The organism is Kitasatospora sp. NPDC059973 (genome assembly GCF_042737525.1).
Lineage (GTDB): Bacteria > Actinomycetota > Actinomycetes > Streptomycetales > Streptomycetaceae > Kitasatospora.
The window spans coordinates 1-15,939 of the sequence record NZ_JBHWUI010000013.1; the positions used below are offsets into that span (position 1 = coordinate 1).

At 75.7% G+C, this 15,939-nt stretch carries 15 protein-coding genes; 12 read left to right on the plus strand and 3 right to left on the minus strand.

From position 1 onward, the window contains the following. The 8 genes from ACFWA9_RS05920 to ACFWA9_RS05955 all read left to right on the plus strand — a co-directional run. Nucleotides 1-902, plus strand: a 902-nt coding sequence (locus tag ACFWA9_RS05920; RefSeq protein ID WP_380383510.1) for a toxin glutamine deamidase domain-containing protein, incomplete at its 5' end; no start/stop codon positions are given. A 162-nt stretch (nucleotides 903-1,064) separates the two neighbouring features. Then, nucleotides 1,065-2,369: an SUKH-4 family immunity protein gene (locus ACFWA9_RS05925; protein WP_380383513.1), complete on the plus strand. Its 1,305-nt coding sequence runs from the start codon at nucleotides 1,065-1,067 to the stop codon at nucleotides 2,367-2,369. A gap of 211 nt (nucleotides 2,370-2,580) precedes the next feature. Next, nucleotides 2,581-3,441 (plus strand): glycerophosphodiester phosphodiesterase, encoded by an 861-nt coding sequence (locus ACFWA9_RS05930; RefSeq protein ID WP_352286162.1) that lies wholly within the window; start codon nucleotides 2,581-2,583, stop codon nucleotides 3,439-3,441. A gap of 108 nt (nucleotides 3,442-3,549) precedes the next feature. After that, complete coding sequence (locus tag ACFWA9_RS05935) at nucleotides 3,550-4,512, plus strand: Ppx/GppA phosphatase family protein (protein WP_329488325.1); 963 nt, start codon at nucleotides 3,550-3,552, stop codon at nucleotides 4,510-4,512. Between the two features lie 654 nt (nucleotides 4,513-5,166). Then, entirely contained in the window at nucleotides 5,167-5,970 is an 804-nt protein-coding gene (locus ACFWA9_RS05940) for a sugar phosphate isomerase/epimerase (RefSeq protein ID WP_352286385.1), read from the plus strand. Nucleotides 5,971-5,998: 28 nt separating this feature from the next. Next, entirely contained in the window at nucleotides 5,999-6,778 is a 780-nt protein-coding gene (locus ACFWA9_RS05945) for a class I SAM-dependent methyltransferase (protein WP_380383516.1), read from the plus strand. Between the two features lie 118 nt (nucleotides 6,779-6,896). Further along, nucleotides 6,897-8,741 carry a dihydroxy-acid dehydratase gene (gene ilvD / locus ACFWA9_RS05950; protein WP_329488323.1) on the plus strand — a complete coding sequence of 615 codons (1,845 nt, stop codon included), beginning with the start codon at nucleotides 6,897-6,899 and terminating at the stop codon, nucleotides 8,739-8,741. Between the two features lie 106 nt (nucleotides 8,742-8,847). Then, nucleotides 8,848-9,381: a hypothetical protein gene (locus tag ACFWA9_RS05955; protein WP_380383519.1), complete on the plus strand. Its 534-nt coding sequence runs from the start codon at nucleotides 8,848-8,850 to the stop codon at nucleotides 9,379-9,381. Nucleotides 9,382-9,385: 4 nt separating this feature from the next. Here ACFWA9_RS05955 and ACFWA9_RS05960 read toward each other — a convergent pair whose 3' ends face one another. Continuing rightward, nucleotides 9,386-10,735 carry a hypothetical protein gene (locus ACFWA9_RS05960; RefSeq protein ID WP_380383522.1) on the minus strand — a complete coding sequence of 450 codons (1,350 nt, stop codon included), beginning with the start codon at nucleotides 10,733-10,735 and terminating at the stop codon, nucleotides 9,386-9,388. A 114-nt stretch (nucleotides 10,736-10,849) separates the two neighbouring features. Next, nucleotides 10,850-11,299 (minus strand): hypothetical protein, encoded by a 450-nt coding sequence (locus ACFWA9_RS05965; protein ID WP_352286170.1) that lies wholly within the window; start codon nucleotides 11,297-11,299, stop codon nucleotides 10,850-10,852. Nucleotides 11,300-11,486: 187 nt separating this feature from the next. On the opposite strand from ACFWA9_RS05965, the gene proC reads away from it, so the two are divergent. The 3 genes from proC (at nucleotide 11,487) to ACFWA9_RS05980 (ending at nucleotide 14,296) form a co-directional block, all read left to right on the plus strand. Further along, nucleotides 11,487-12,314: a pyrroline-5-carboxylate reductase gene (proC, locus tag ACFWA9_RS05970; protein WP_329488318.1), complete on the plus strand. Its 828-nt coding sequence runs from the start codon at nucleotides 11,487-11,489 to the stop codon at nucleotides 12,312-12,314. 22 nt (nucleotides 12,315-12,336) lie between these two features. After that, nucleotides 12,337-12,990 (plus strand): HAD family hydrolase, encoded by a 654-nt coding sequence (locus tag ACFWA9_RS05975; protein ID WP_329488317.1) that lies wholly within the window; start codon nucleotides 12,337-12,339, stop codon nucleotides 12,988-12,990. 100 nt (nucleotides 12,991-13,090) lie between these two features. Continuing rightward, nucleotides 13,091-14,296 (plus strand): MFS transporter, encoded by a 1,206-nt coding sequence (locus ACFWA9_RS05980; RefSeq protein WP_380383527.1) that lies wholly within the window; start codon nucleotides 13,091-13,093, stop codon nucleotides 14,294-14,296. A gap of 24 nt (nucleotides 14,297-14,320) precedes the next feature. On the opposite strand, the gene ACFWA9_RS05985 is transcribed toward ACFWA9_RS05980, so the two are convergent. Beyond that, nucleotides 14,321-14,569 carry a hypothetical protein gene (locus tag ACFWA9_RS05985; RefSeq protein ID WP_380383530.1) on the minus strand — a complete coding sequence of 83 codons (249 nt, stop codon included), beginning with the start codon at nucleotides 14,567-14,569 and terminating at the stop codon, nucleotides 14,321-14,323. Nucleotides 14,570-14,713: 144 nt separating this feature from the next. Here ACFWA9_RS05985 and ACFWA9_RS05990 point away from each other — a divergent pair, with 144 nt between their 5' ends. Next, nucleotides 14,714-15,910, plus strand: coding sequence for an acetoin utilization protein AcuC (locus tag ACFWA9_RS05990; protein ID WP_359834890.1), 1,197 nt, complete (start codon nucleotides 14,714-14,716; stop codon nucleotides 15,908-15,910). Nucleotides 15,911-15,939 lie beyond the last annotated feature (29 nt).

Below are 15,939 nucleotides of genomic sequence, written 5' to 3' on the forward strand. Positions count from 1 at the left end.
CGCGGGGGGCCACCGGCACCCCGCACCCGGTCACCGCGCCCGGCCCGGTGACCGTCCTGCCGCCGTCGGCCCCGCCGGTCGCCGGCCCCGGCCGCCCCGAGGAACACCCGGAGGACCACCGCCGGCGCCCCGGCGGCTCCCCGGCCGAGGGCGGGGACAGCCTGGCCTGGGCCGCCGTGCCGGTCGCCACCGCGCACGCCCTGGCGCTCCAGCTGGCCCGGCGCGCCCTGCGCGGCGGCGGCGCCGAGGAGGAGTTCCAGGCGCGCCTGCGGACCATCGCCGACAGCCGCCCCTACGGACTGCCCGGCGGCCTGGCCCCGGTCGATCCGGAGCACCAGCGCGAGGTCGAGCGCCGGGCGCCCCGGGACGCGGCCGGTCTGCCCGTCCGCCACCCCGACCCGGCGGCCGGCGGCTGGACGGAGGTGGTCAACGCCGACGGTCCGCACGCCCCGGGCCGGGCGAACAACAGCCTGGAGATCGCGCTGTCCGCCGTCGACACCTTCACCGGCCGCCCGACCTGCGCCGCGCCCCGGATCCCCACCGAGGGCGACGCGGGGGAGCGCGGCGGCCGGGACCGTGCCGAACGCGAACTCGGCGCGCCCTTCCGCGACCTCGGCGACGGCGGCCCGGCCTTCGGCCGTCTCACCGGCGAACTGCGGCGGGCCGGCCACGGCGCCCAGGCCGTGCTGCTCACCCTGGACGGCTTCGGTCGTCCGCACGCCTGGAACGCCGTCAACCACCGGGACACCGTGACCTACCTCGACCACCAGGTCGGCCGCCGGGGGGCCGAGCCGCTGCACGACGCCGCCCACGGCCTCTGGGCGATCGCCCTCGACCCGGACGGGTGCCCGCTCGACCTTGCCGCGCGCCGTCCGGAGCCGGCGACGAGCGGCGCCCGGTGACCGCCGTCCTGAGCCGTCCCGAGCCGACGGCGACCGCCGGCCGGTGGCCCGCCACCGGGCGCAGCGTCGGGCCGCCGGCCGGCGGTGCCCGGTGACCCTCCGTCCGCCCCTCTCCGCCCGCGCGCCCCTCCCGGCCCGCGTCCATGCAAGGAGCACCACCCTGTGACCACCCGCGCGCAGGCGGTCGAGGCCGCCCACCGCTGGATCAACGGCGAGCTGCCGAGGGCCTCCGCCGACGGCTCGACCGGGAGCCGGCGGGTGCACTCGCACGAGTTCGACCTCGGCTGGGTGGTCTGGGCGGAGCCCTCGCCGGTGGGGGTCGACCCGCTGACGGGGGAGCGGCGCGCACCCGAGGAGGTGGGGGCGGCCTGTGCGGTGGTGGACCGGATCACCGGGCGGTTCACCGTCTGGCCGTCCGTACCGGTGGACGAGGTGACCGCGCTCTACCGGGACTTCGTGGGCGCCGGCGCCCACGACCCGGCCCTGCCGCCGGCCACCGGCCGGGGCACCCGGGCCGAGCTGACCTACCGGGACGACCTCGGCGAGGTCCGCTCGCTGGCGCTGCGCTCGGCGCCCGGGCTGCCGCACCCGGCGCTGCGCGGCTGGTGGTGGCTGCGCGAGCGGGGCGTCCGCCCGGAGGACGTGCTGGCCGTCCGCACCGACCTGCGGCTGAGCGCGCTGCCCGGCGGCTACTGGGCGTACGCGCTGGCCGCCGAGCTGCCGGGCGCCCGGGTGGAGGCCGAGCTGTCCTACGGACCGCGGTTCGACCACCGGGCGGCGGCCGTCCGCGCGCTCCCGGCCGAGCCCGGCGGACCGGTCCGCAACCGGGTGCCCTTCCCGCGCGGCGGCCCGGCCCCGGCCGCCGGAGCGGACGACGGGCTCGCGGCGCTGCTGGTGGAACGCTTCGGCGCCGGCGGCGTCCGGCGCTTCGACCCGGCCGACGTCGCCCGGGCCGACCTGCCGGAGGCCACCGCCCGGGTACTGCTGACGGTCGGCGTGCCCGTCGCGGTCGAGGGGTTCTTCGCGCTGCACCACCCGCGGCCGGACGCCATCGCCGACGGCACCCGGCCCGGTACGGTGCTGCCGCCGCTCGCCGCCCACCTGGCGCAGACCGGCCGCGGCACCCGGGTGGCCGAGCGGGAGCGCCTCGCACTGGCCCCGCAACTGCTGCTCGGGACGGACGGCTGGGCGCTGATCGCCCTGGACACCGCCCGCGGCGCCGTCCGGGCCGTCGACCCCGACTACGCCACCGCCCGGCACTGCAACGCCGGGCCGGCGGCCTTCGTCCGCAGCCTGGCCCTGTTCGCCGGGTGGCTGCCCGGTCTGCCCGGGCTGGACCCGCGGGCCGCCGGCACCGCCGTCGCCGAGCTGCAGCGCGCTCTGGCGGCGATCGACCCGACGGTCTTCGACGACCCGGAGAACTGGTGGGCCGTCATCGTCGAGCAGCTGTGGGACGGTCTGCTGTGACGCCGGGGCGGCGCGTCCGGGTGACCCGCGGTGCGCCGCCGCCGGGCCGGAGCGGGCGGCGGGCGCACGCTGGAGGCGACCGCCGGCACGGTCAGGTTGTCGGACCGGTTCGCTGATCCCCCGCCGACGTGTCGACGATGTCCCGGACGCCCGGCACCCCGCCGGACACCCGCGTCCGCCCGGCGTCCGAACCAGAGCTGGAGCCCGAGCCGTGACCGCCTCGCCCCGCACCGCCCACGCGGCCGTCCTCGCCGCCCTCGCGGTGCTGGCCGGCGGCTGCGCCCCCGCCCCCGAGCTCCGCGCCCACCCGGTCGCGGCCGAGCGGAGCTGCGACGCCCCGACGGTGATCGGCCACCGGGGCGCCCCGCTCGACGCCCCCGAGAACACCATGGGCTCCTTCGAGACGGCCCTCGACCAGGGCGCCGACTGGCTGGAGACCGACGTCCAGACCACCCGGGACGGCGTGCCGGTCCTGATGCACGACCCCACCGTGGACCGCACCACCGACGGCCACGGCGCCGTCGCGGACCTGACCGCCGCTCAGGTCGCCGGGCTGCGGGTGACCGTCGGCCCCGGCCCGGCCGAGGCCGTGCCGACGCTGGAGCACCTGCTGAACCGGCTCGCCGGCAGCCCCGTGACGCTGCTGATGGAGATCAAGTGGCAGCGGGCCGAGGACGTCGCCCGGATCGCCCGGATCGCCGCCGCCAGCGGCGCCCGGGTCTACCTGTACTCGTTCTCCGCCGAGCACCTGCGCCAGGCCCACGCCGCCGCCCCCGCCCTGCCGGTCGTCCTCATCCAGGGCGCCTCGCTCGCCGACGATCCCGGTGACCTGCCGCTGCACGGCATCGCCCTGGAGGGGGCGCTGGCCACCGCCGACCGGATCGCCGCCGAGCGCGCGGCCGGCCGCGAGGTCTACGTCTGGACGCTGGACGACGAGGCGTCCTGGCAGCTGATGACCGACCGGGACGCCGACGGCCTGATCACCAACGCCCCCGGCCGGGCCCGCCGCTGGGCCGACGCCGGCTGCCGCACGCTCCACCCGGCCGCGCCGCGGGGCACCCACGGGCCCTGAGCCGGCGCCGCTGGTCCGGACCAAGTCACCGGGCCCGGACCGCCGGACCAGCACGAATACCGACGCGCCAGGTCTGTCCGGAGGCGGGATCGCGTAGCGTGAAGGGCTATGCGACTCGGTGTTCTCGACGTAGGTTCCAACACGGTCCACTTCCTCGTGGTGGACGCGCACCCCGGTGCCGCCCCCGTCCCCGCCTACTCCCACAAGGCGGAGCTGCGGCTCGCCGAACTCCTCGACGACCGGGGCGCGATAAGTGAGCCCGGGGTGGCGAAGCTGGTCGGCATGGTCGCCTCCTCGCTGCGGGTCGCCGAGGACAAGGGCGTGCTCGACATCCTGCCGTTCGCCACCTCCGCCGTCCGGGAGGCCGCCAACGGCGAGGAGGTGCTGCGCCGGGTCGCCGAGGAGACCGGGGTCGAACTGCGGGTGCTCTCCGGGCAGGACGAGGCGCGGCTCACCTTCCTCGCCGTCCGCCGCTGGTTCGGCTGGTCCTCCGGCCGGCTGCTCAACCTGGACATCGGCGGTGGCTCGCTGGAGATCGCCTGCGGCCTGGACGAGCAGCCCGACGTGGCCTGTTCGCTGCCGCTGGGCGCCGGCCGGCTCACCGGCCGCTGGCTGCCCGGGGACGTCGCCGACCCGGAGGGCCTGCGCGAGCTCAGACGCCACATCCGGGCCGAGATGGCCACCGTCGTCGGCGAGATCGCCCGGCTGGGCTCCCCCGACCACGCGGTCGCCACCTCCAAGACCTTCAAGCAGCTCGCCCGGATGACCGGCGCGGCCCCCGCCGACGCCGGCCCGTACGCCGACCGCCGGCTGACCCGCAGCAACCTCTCCGCCTGGCTGCCCCGGCTCTCCGCGATGACCGTCGCCGAGCGGGCGCAGATCCCCGGTGTCTCCGAGGGCCGCGCCAAGCAACTGCTGGCCGGCGCCCTGGTCGCCGACGCCGCGATGGACCTCTTCGGCCTGGACGAGCTCGACATCTGCCCGTGGGCGCTGCGCGAGGGCATCATCCTGCGCCGCCTGGACACCATGGACGGCGCGGTCGACCGACGCCGGCCCGCGCTCGCCACCTGAGGGGCGGTCCGGCCGGCCCGCGCCGGGAGGGCCGCTCCCCGTTCCGGGCGCGGTCCGCTTACGCTGTCTCCCGTGGCGCAACCAGCGGACGAGGACGGGACGCGGGAGGGCCGCGCTCCCGGGGACGGGCAGCCGCGGCCGGACACCCCGCGCCGCACGGACCCGCCGCCCGCGGCCGCCGGCGGCGAGCCGGCCGGGACCGGCGGTGCCGGACGGGCCCGCAAGCTGGGCAAGGCCGTGAAGGGCGCGAAGAGCGCGCGGAGTGCCAAGAGCGCCGGGTCGGCCGGGGAGGCCAGGACGGCCGGGGCTTCCGGGGCTTCCGTGGCGTCTGAGGATTCTGGTACTTCTGGGGCGGCGGCCGCGGCGAAGTCCGCCCGGGCGGCTCGGAAGGCCACCGGCGGAGCGGTGAAGAAGGCGGCGAAGAAGGCCGCCAAGAAGGCGGCGAAGAAGGCCCCCGGGCAGCCGCCCGCGGCGGGGACCGCGACCGGCGGGACCGGCGCGGCGCCCCGCGGGACCCGGACCGCCCGGGCGGCCGGCGCCGCCAAGGCCGCCGTCCAGTCGGTGAAGTCCGTCAAGGCCGCCCGGCAGGCCGCGGCCCACCCGGCCCCGCTGCTGCGCACCACCGACCGCCTGGTCCTGCCCCCGCACCCCGGCCTGCGCATCCCCGACACCAAGGTCGCCCTCTCCACCGCCTCGGTCTACCCGGCCAACACCGCCATCGCCTTCGAGCTGGCCGAGCGGCTCGGCTACGACGGCGTCGAGGTGATGGTCTGGAACGACCCGGTCAGCCAGGACATCGAGGCGCTGCGCCGGCTCTCCGACGCCCACCGGATGCCGATCCTGGCCGTGCACGCGCCCTGCCTGCTGATCACCCAGCGGGTCTGGACCAGCGACCCGTGGACCAAGCTCGTCCGGGCCCGCGCGGCGGCCGAGAAGCTCGGCGCGAGCGCCGTCGTCGTCCACCCGCCGTTCCGCTGGCAGCGCCAGTACGCCCGGGACTTCGTCGAGGGCATCAACCGGATGGCGGGCGAGACCGACGTCCGCTTCGCCGTCGAGAACATGTACCCCTGGCGCTACCGCGACCGCGAGATGCTGGCCTACGCACCCGGCTGGGACGTCACCGAGGAGGAGTACCGGCACTTCACCATCGACCTCTCGCACGCCGCGACCTCCCGGATCGACGCGCTCGCCATGGTCGACCGGATGGGCGACCGGCTCGCGCACATCCACCTGGCCGACGGCAGCGGCTCCGGCAAGGACGAGCACCTGATCCCCGGCCGGGGCAAGCAGCCCTGCGCCGAACTGCTGGAGCACCTCGCCCGGACCGGCTTCGACGGCCACGTGGTGCTGGAGGTCAACACCCGGCGCTCCGCGTCCCCCGCCGAACGCGAGGCCGACCTCGCCGAGGCGCTCGCCTTCACCCGGCTGCACCTGGCCACCCCCGCCCGGGTACGCTGACCACGAACTGCCGTACCGAGGGGGACATATGACGGACAGCACGGACTACCGTCGGCTCGCCGGCTCGTTCGGCGGGGTGGCCGCCGAGTACGACCGGGCCCGTCCCTCGTACCCCGACGAGCTCTTCGACGCGCTGGAGCGCCTGGCCGGCCGCACCCTGAAGGGCGCCCGGGTGCTGGACGTCGGCGCCGGCACCGGCATCGCCACCCGGCTGCTGGCCGGCCGCGGCGCGGACGTGATCGCCGTCGAGCCCACCCCCGGCATGGGCGCCCAGTTCCTCACCTCCTCGCCGGGCCTGCCGCTGGTCCGGGGCGACGGCGACGACCTGCCCTTCCACGACGGCTCGGCCGACTTCGTCACCTACGCCCAGGCCTTCCACTGGACGCACCCCGAGCGGTCCGTCCCCGAGGCGATCCGGGTGCTGCGCCCCGGCGGCGCGCTCGCGACCTGGTGGAACGTGAAGGACAGCGGCGTCGCCTGGGTGGCGGCGATGGGCGAGCGGCTCGCCAAGGCGCTCACCGGGACGTACCACGGCTACGGCGCGGTCAACGAGATCGTCTCGCACCTCGCCCCCCACGACCTGCGGATCGGCACCGCCACGCTGCGCTGGGAGCGCCGGGTCACCGTCGACCACGTGATCACCGACCTGGTCTCGCGCTCCTACCTGGCCTCCCTCGCCCCCGAGGAGCGGGCGCCGCTGCTGGCCGTCGAGCGCGAGGCGCTGCTGGCGGAGTTCCCGGACGGCTGGGTGGTCGAGCCGTACGTCCTGGACCTCACCGTGGCCCGGACCCAGGACGCCACGGCCTGACCGCATCGCGGACGCGGTGTCCGCCCGCCGGACGGCGGGCGTAGTCTCGAAAGACACAGCGGCCGCGCACCCTCCTCACCGGCGGGGCCGCCAGCAGCCTCCGAAGGAGTGGAGCACAGTGCCCGAGCTGAAGTCCCGTACGGTCACCCACGGTCGCAACATGGCAGGCGCCCGGGCGCTTCTCCGGGCCGCCGGCGTAGCCCGCGAGGACTTCGGCAAGCCGATCATCGCGGTCGCCAACTCCTTCACCGAGTTCGTCCCCGGGCACACCCACCTCCAGCCGGTCGGCCGGATCGTCTCCGAGGCGATCAAGCAGGCGGGCGGCATCCCGCGCGAGTTCAACACCATCGCGGTGGACGACGGCATCGCGATGGGCCACGGCGGCATGCTCTACTCGCTGCCCTCGCGGGACCTGATCGCCGACTCGGTGGAGTACATGGTCAACGCGCACTGCGCGGACGCCCTGATCTGCATCTCCAACTGCGACAAGATCACCCCGGGCATGCTGATGGCCGCCCTGCGCCTCAACATCCCGACCGTCTTCGTCTCCGGCGGCCCGATGGAGGCCGGCAAGGCCACCCTGGTCGACGGCACCGTGCGCAGGCTGGACCTGGTCGACGCGATCTCCCAGGCGGTCAACGAGAACGTCTCCGACGAGGACATCGCGATCATCGAGGAGAACGCCTGCCCGACCTGCGGGTCCTGCTCGGGCATGTTCACCGCCAACTCGATGAACTGCCTGACCGAGGCGATCGGCCTCTCGCTGCCCGGCAACGGCTCGGTGCTCGCCACCCACACCGCCCGCCGGGCGCTGTACGAGAAGGCCGGGCGGACCGTCGTCGAGATCACCAACCGGCACTACCAGCAGGACGACTACAGCGTCCTGCCCCGCTCGATCGCCACCCGGTCCGCGTTCGAGAACGCCATGGCGCTGGACATCGCGATGGGCGGCTCGACCAACACCATCCTGCACCTGCTCGCCGCCGCCCAGGAGGCCGAGCTGGACTTCGACCTGCGGGCCATCGACGCGGTCTCCCGCCGGGTGCCCTGCCTCTCCAAGGTCGCGCCCAACGGCTCGTACTACATGGAGGACGTCCACCGGGCCGGCGGCATCCCCGCCATCCTCGGCGAGCTCTACCGCGGCGGCATGCTCCACGAGGACGTGACCACCGTCCACTCCGACTCGCTCGCCGAGTGGCTGAAGACCTGGGACGTCCGCGGCGGCTCGCCGTCCGCCGAGGCCGTCGAGCTCTGGCACGCCGCCCCCGGCTGCGTCCGCTCCGCCGAGGCCTTCTCCCAGTCCGAGCGCTGGGAGTCGCTGGACACCGACGCCGCCAACGGCTGCATCCGCAGCGTCGAGCACGCCTACTCGGTCGAGGGCGGCCTGGCCGTGCTGTACGGCAACCTCGCCGAGGACGGCTGCATCGTGAAGACCGCCGGTGTCGACGAGTCGATCTGGACCTTCAGCGGCCCCGCGGTCGTCGTCGAGTCCCAGGAGGACGCCGTCGACGCGATCCTCACCAAGCGGATCAAGGAGGGCGACGTCGTCGTCATCCGCTACGAGGGCCCCAAGGGCGGCCCCGGCATGCAGGAGATGCTCTACCCGACCTCGTTCCTCAAGGGCCGGGGCCTCGGCAAGGCCTGCGCCCTGGTCACCGACGGCCGCTTCTCCGGCGGCACCTCGGGCCTGTCGATCGGCCACGCCTCCCCGGAGGCCGCCTCCGGCGGCACCATCGCGCTGGTCGAGGACGGCGACATCGTCGCCATCGACATCCCAGGCCGGACGATCTCGCTGGAGGTCCCCGCCGAGGTGCTGCACGAGCGCCGGCTGAAGCTGGAGGCCGGGGGCGGCTACCGTCCGAAGAACCGCGAGCGCCAGGTCAGCCAGGCGCTGCGGGCCTACGCCGCGATGGCCACCTCCGCCGACAAGGGCGCCGTCCGCGACGTCTCCAAGCTCGGCTGACACCCCCGCGCCACGAGGAGCCGTCCCGCCCCGGGCGGGACGGCTCCTCCCGCGTCGGCCGCCGGATGCTGTCTCGCGGGCGGGGCGCCGGGTGATAATCGGCCGTGTGAACGAGGACCCCACCCCCACCCCCAGGCCCGCCGGCGCCCCCGAGCCGGAACCGATCCGCTGGTTCGGCACCAGCTGGGTCGGCCGTGGCACCGACTACCGGCTGCGCCGGGTCGTGGTGCCGCTCGGCGCCCTGCTCGCGGCGGTGGCCGGGGCGTTCGTCCTGCGCTTCGCCGTCGAGGGCGTCCAGCTGTCCGACAACGGCGGGTTCGTCAACGGCCTGCTGGTCGCCGCCGTGGCGATCTGCTCCTGCCTGGCCGGGCTGCGCAACTGGAAGCTGCTCAGCGAGGGCAGGGACCAGCTGACCGGCTGGATGGCCGAGGACAAGTCGCTCGGCGTGGTCTGGGTCATCGGCGGGGTCGGCGCGCTGTTCGCCTACTTCCTGCGCGGCCTGGTCGAGGCCCCCGGCGAGGCCGTCAAGCGCGCCCGGTACGAGCGCGCCACCGCCCAGTACGAGCGGCGGCAGGCGGGCCGCGGCGGCCGGCCCGGCGCGAAGAAGGCGGCGCCGGGCCGGGGCGGGCGCAAGCGCTGAGCGCTCAGCTGCGGGTGATCGTGCCGCACTCGCCCCGCGCGGTCAGCTCCTTGGAGCGGTCGTACGGGTCGGTGGCCGGTCCGGTCCGCTCCGGGTCCGGCTGGGCGAACTGGGGGAACCGCGGGTGGAGGAAGCCGTCGTAGACCTCGCAGGCGGTGTTGCCGACCTCGGACCGGCGCTTGCCGAAGTTGATCTTCTTCGGGTTGTTCTGGTACTTGCCCGGGTCGTAGAACCGGAAGTCCTCCGTCTTGCGCACGATGGTGCGGGCGGTCCGGGTGTCCCCGGGGACGTCGGCCACCGGGAGCAGCAGGCCGACCGGCTTGACCGCGCCGTCCCCGGGCGCGGGCGGCGCGGGCGGCGCCGACCGCGGGGACTGCGCCGGGGCGCCCGGCGTCGGCCGCTGGGCGGTGGCGCGCTGGGCCGCCTCCGGGCCGGGACGCAGCGCGTAGACGTAGGTGAAGTCGGTGTGCACCACGACCCCCTTCTCACCGTCGCCCTCGACGCTGATCCGGCCCTGCAGCCTGACCCCGTCGGCCACCTGGACCGCCTCGCGCGGATCGAAGCGGTCGAACGCCGAGGTGGGGTCGTCCTCCTTGCTGGGGCGGGCCAGCGCGATCTCCAGCTTGTCCCGGCTCTCCCGCTCCAGCATCGCCAGCGCGGCGTCCGGCCGGCCGCCCGCGATCACCTTCGGATCCAGGTTGGCCGCCGCCAGGTAGTCCTTCACCAGCTTGACCTGGGCGGCCACCTGCTCGGCGCCGAACACCCCGATGGCGCCGGGGGCCTGCGGCAGGTCGAAGGCGTCCATCGTGGTCGGCCAGTCCTTGGCGGGGGAGCCGGCCCACGGGCGGTCGACGGTGGGCTGTTCCTCGTCGACCGCTGAGGGCGCGCCGGTCGGCCGCGCGGTCTCCGGGGCGACCGGCGCGGCGGACGTGCCGGACCGGTCCGGGGCGGCGCCGAAGGTCGTCGAGAACCAGGAGCGCACGCCGTCGACGTTGAGCGCGCCCAGCAGCACGACCACCGTCAGCAGCACGTACAGCGGTGCCTGCCACCGCGGCCGCGGGCGGGCGTTGCCCCAGGGGTCGACCGGCTTCGGGGCGCGCCCGAAGCGCCCGGCCTTCCTCGGGCCGTCGTTCACCGAGCGCCGGCCGCCCGGGTCGACCGGCGGGGTGTGCTGCCACCGGGCGGAGAGCATCCGGGTGCGGCCCGCGGGCTCCTTGACGGCGGCCCCGCGGACGAACTCCTCGTCCAGGACGAGGTCGGCGAACGGGTCCTTCCCGCCCGCTCCGGACGGGTCCGCCCCGTCCGGGGCGCGGCCCTCGGACGGGCGCGGTTCTGGATCTTCGGCTATCGGCATCGCGCCAGTATGCCGACGGGGTGTGACAGGGAATCGATCGGGGGCACACCGTGTGGTGAACTCGGGTGCGGCGTGCGGGAATCACCCCGTTTTGTCCGGCTCGCGGGCCGGTACTCAGCCCTTGCCGCGGGCCTGCTTCACCGAGCCGACCACGCCCGCGACGGCCAGCAGGAGACCGGCCGGCAGCAGCGAGAGGAAGAACGCGCCGAACAGGCCCGCGTCCCCGAGGATCGTCTGCGCCAGCATGTTCAGCACCAGCAGCCCGCCCGCGGCCGGCAGCGCCGACTTCCACGGATGCGCGTCCGCCCACCGGCGCAGCCGCCGGTCGGCGGTGTCCTTGCGCAGCTGGCCGCCCACCGTGCCGACCAGGAAGAAGAAGAACAGGGCCCAGCCGGCCGGTCCGGCCAGCATGCTCAGCGACCAGTCGCCGGTGATCGCGTCGATCCCCAGGGCGGTCGCCCCCACCACCGCACCGACTCCCGCGGCCGTCCGCCACGGCCCCAGCGTCGCGGCGGCGACGGCGGCTTGCCGGTTCTCACGTCGGGACATCTCTCCGTGTGCCATGCCTCCACGGTGCGCCCGCGCACGGCCCGAAGCCATAGGGGAGAACCCCGAGTTTCTCCCTAGGGCGGACGCCCCCGGGCCCGGCCCCGGGGCGGACGCCGCCGTGCCCTTCCGCAGGGTGGACGGTCCCGCCGCGGGCGGGGGACCGGTGCGAGGATGGCGGCAGGAACGGATGCAAGGAGCGGGCATGGGCAGCGGCGCGGCGCACGGGCAGAAGATCGCCTTCCTCGGGACGGGCAAGATCGGGGAGGCCCTGCTCTCCGGTCTGCTGCGGGCCGGCAAGGACCCGGCGGACGTCCTGGTGACCGCCCGCCGGCCGGAGCGGGCCGCCGAGCTGGCCGCGAAGTACGGCGTCGGCGTGGTGGCCAACCACGAGGCCGCCAAGCTCGCCGACACCCTGATCCTCGCGGTGAAGCCGCAGGACATGGGCACCCTGCTGGACGAACTGGCGCCGCACGTCGGCGCGGACCGGCTGGTCATCTCGGCCGCGGCCGGCATCCCCACCGCCTGGTTCGAGGAGCGGCTGGCGCCCGGCACCCCGGTGGTCCGGGTGATGCCCAACACGCCCGTCCTGGTGGACGAGGGCATGAGCGTGATCTCCGGCGGCTCGCACGCGACCGAGGCGCACCTGGAGCGGGCCGAGGAGATCTTCCGCTCGGTCGGCAAGGCGCTGCGGCTGCCGGAGTCCCAGCAGGACGCGGCGACCGCGCTCTCCGGTTCGGGCCCGGCGTACTTCTACTTCCTGGTCGAGGCGATGACGGACGCCGGCATCCTGCTCGGCCTGCCCCGGCACGTGGCGCACGACCTGATCGTGCAGTCCGCGATCGGCGCCTCGGTGATGCTGCGGGACTCCGGCGAGCACCCGGTGAAGCTGCGCGAGGCGGTCACCTCGCCGGCCGGCACCACCATCGCGGCCATCCGCGAGCTGGAGAACCACGGGGTGCGGGCCGCGCTGCTGGGCGCCCTGGAGGCGGCCCGGGACCGCTCCCGGGAGCTGGCCTCCGGCGGCCGGTAGGCCGCCCAGTAGGCTCGGCCGCATGGCCTACGACCTGGTGATCTTCGACAACGACGGCGTGCTGGTGGACAGCGAGCCGCTCTCCAACCGGTTGCTCGCCGAGTACCTCACCGAACTCGGCTACCCGACCACGATCGAGGACTCGTACCGGGACTTCATGGGCACCGCGGCCCACCGGATCCATGACGTGATCGCCGAGCGGCACGACGGCGCGAAGCTGCCGGAGGGCTTCGACGAGCTGTTCCACGGCCGGGTGTTCGCCGCCTTCGACGCCGAACTCACCGCCGTGCGGGGCGCGGAGACGCTGCTGAAGGAGCTCGGGCAGCGCTCCGTGCCGTTCTGCCTGGCCTCCTCGGCGCACCACGCGTGGATCCGCACCGCCCTCGACGTCACCGGTCTGCGCGGGTACTTCGCCGAGGAGCGGATCTTCAGCGCGCAGGACGTCGGCGTCGGCAAGCCGGCCCCCGACCTCTTCCTGCACGCCGCCCGCGCCCTCGGCGTCGACCCGGCCCGCTGCCTGGTGCTGGAGGACAGCGTCAACGGCGTGCTGGCCGCCCGGGCGGCCGGGATGGACGTCTACGGCTACACGGCGCTGACCGACCCGGCGCGGCTGACGGCGGCGGGCGCCACCGGTCTGATCGGGGACCTCGCCGAGGCCGCCGCGCTGCTCGGCTGAGCGGCCGGGCCCGTACCGGCGTGCGCACCCCCTCCCCAAAAGCCGCGCCACCCCCTACGCTCTCGCCAACATCGTTGTACCGGCCAGTAGCGAGGTGTGCGTGAAGATCGGGACGGCGCCCGGTGCCGCGGCACCGCCACGGCTGCGGGCGGGCCGGGCCGCGCTCACCGCGAGCTTCCTGCTCCAGGGCGTCACCTTCGCGCTGCTGGTCACCTGCATCCCCGAGATCCAGGACCGGTACGGGCTGAGCGACGCGCTGCTGCCGATCTTCCTGGCCGCCGTGCCGATCCTGGCCGGCGTCGGGTCGATCGTCTCCGAGCAGCTGGTGCGGCGGGCCGGCGCGCGGGCGGTGCTGCGGGTCGTCCAGCCCGCCGTCTGCCTCAGCCTGGCCGGCGCCGGGTTCGGCCGCACGCTCTGGCAACTCGCGCTCGCGCTCGGCGCGTTCGGCCTGCTGGTCGGCGCGCTGGACGCCAGTATGAACATGCTCGGGGTCGGCCTGCAGCGCCGCTACGGGCGCTCGATCATGCTCGGCTTCCACGCCGCGTTCAGCCTCGGCGGCATCCTCGGCACGGTGGTCACCGGCCTCGGTTCGCACTACCACCTCGGCCTGCCCGTGCTGTTCGGGACGGCCGCCCTGGTGATCGCTCCGCTCGCGGTGCTGGCCGGGACGCGGTTCGCCGGGCCCGCCGAGCTCGGTGACGCCGTCCGGGAGGCCGCCGAGGCCGCGGCCCGGAGCGTCCCGTGGCGGCCGCTGCTGCCGCTCTGCCTGGCGATGGCCTTCGCGTACATCGCCGACGCCTCGGTCTCCAACTACAGCGTCAAGTACCTCACCGACGGCCTGGGCAGCGCCGAGGACGTGGCGAAGCTGTCCTACCTCGGCTACATGGTGGCGATGCTGCTCGGCCGTGCGCTGGGCGACCGCGCGGTGCAGCGCTGGGGCGCCGTCCCGGTGGTCCGCGGCGGCGCCGCGCTGGCCGCGCTGGGCTTCGCGATCGCCGCCGCCGCGCCCGGTGCGGCCGCCGGCATCGCCGGGTTCACCGTGCTCGGCTTTGGGATCTGCGCGATCATCCCGCAGGTCTTCGCGGCCGGCGGGCGGCTCCTCCCGGACGACTCGGACGCCGCCGTGGCCCGGCTCAACCTCTTCAACTACGTGGGCTTCCTGATCGGTTCGCCGCTGGTGGGCGCGATCGCCGATGCCAGTTCGTACCGCTGGGCGCTGCTCGCCCCGATGCTCCTGGTGCTCGCCGTCCTCCCGCTGGCCGACCGCTTCGCCCCCGCCCCGGCGCTCGTCCCGGCGCGGGCCTGACGGCGACGCCGCGCCGCGTGGCGCTCAGCCTTCGCGGATCTCGTCCAGCGACTCCCGCAACAGGGCCTTGGCGCGGGTGAACCAGTCCGCGAGCACGGCGATCTCGTCCGGGGTGTAGTCGGCGAACAGGCGGCCGAACCGCTCGTACATCGGGCCGTAGACCCGGAGGATGCGGGCCTGCGCGGAGTCCTCCATCACCACCCGTACCCGGCGGCGGTCGGCCGGGTCGGCCTCGCGGCGGGCGTACCCGGACTTCTCCAGCCGGTTGAGCACGCCCGTCACCGCGCCGGCGCCCGCACCGGGCCCGGCCGCCCGGCTCTCCCGGAGGTAGGCCCGCGCCCGGGCGGGCCGTTCACCGACCCCCGGGGGTGTGACCTGGCGGCGGTCGCGGCGCGCGCACGCACTACCGTGGACGCCATGCCCGAAGCCGAGCGTGACACCCCCTGCGGCCTGCACCTCTTCTGGGACGAGGCCGTCACCGCCTACGACTTCGGTCCCGGCCACCCGATGGACCCGGACCGGCTGGCGCTCACCATGCGCCTGGTGGAGTCCCTCGGGCTGAGCGCGGGGCCCGGCGTCACCGTCCGGTCCGCACCGCCCGCCGGCGACTCCACCCTGCGGCTGGTGCACACCCGGGAGTACGTCGCGGCGGTCAAGCACGCGGCCGCCCACCCCGAGGAGGTGGACCTGCGGCACGGGCTCGGCACCGACGACAACTGGGCCTTCCCCGCCGTCCACTCCGCCTCCGCGCTGATCGCCGGGCAGTCGGTCGCCGCCGCCGAGGCGGTCTGGCGCGGCGAGACCCCGCACGCCGTCAACTTCGCGGGCGGACTGCACCACGCGATGCCCGCCCGGGCGTCCGGCTTCTGCATCTACAACGACCCCGCGCTCGCCATCGCCCGGCTGCTCGAACTCGGCGCCGAGCGGGTCGCCTACGTCGACGTGGACGTCCACCACGGGGACGGCGTCCAGCAGGCGTTCTGGGACGACCCCCGGGTGCTCACCGTCTCGCTGCACGAGCACCCCGCGACGCTCTTCCCGCAGACCGGCTGGGCCACCGAGACCGGCGGCCCGGCCGCGCCCGGCTCGGCGGCCAACCTGCCGCTGCCGGCCGGTACCGGTGACTCCGGCTGGCTGCGCGCCTTCCACGCCCTGGTGCCCGAACTGCTGGCCGCCTTCCGCCCGCAGGTGCTGGTCACCCAGCACGGCGCGGACACCCACCTGGAGGACCCGCTCGCCCACCTCGCCGTCACCGTGGACGCCCAGCGGATGATCGCCGAGGAACTGCACGCCCTGGCCCACGAGCACGCCGACGGCCGCTGGATCGCCCTGGGCGGCGGCGGGTACGCCGTCGTGGACGTCGTCCCGCGGACCTGGACCCATCTGGTCGCCACCGCCGCCGGCCGGCCCGTCGACCCGGCCACCGAGACCCCGGAGGCCTGGCGCGCCGAGGTCTACCGGCGCACCCGCCGGCCGGCCCCGCTGCGGATGACCGACGGCGCTCGGCCGGTCTGGCGGGACTTCGACGCGGGATACGATCCGGCCGACCGCCTCGACCAGGCGATCCTGGCCAGCCGCCGCGCCGTGCTGCCGCACCACGGCCTGCTGCCCTGAACCCCGGCCCCCGGTTGTGGAGGCGCCGG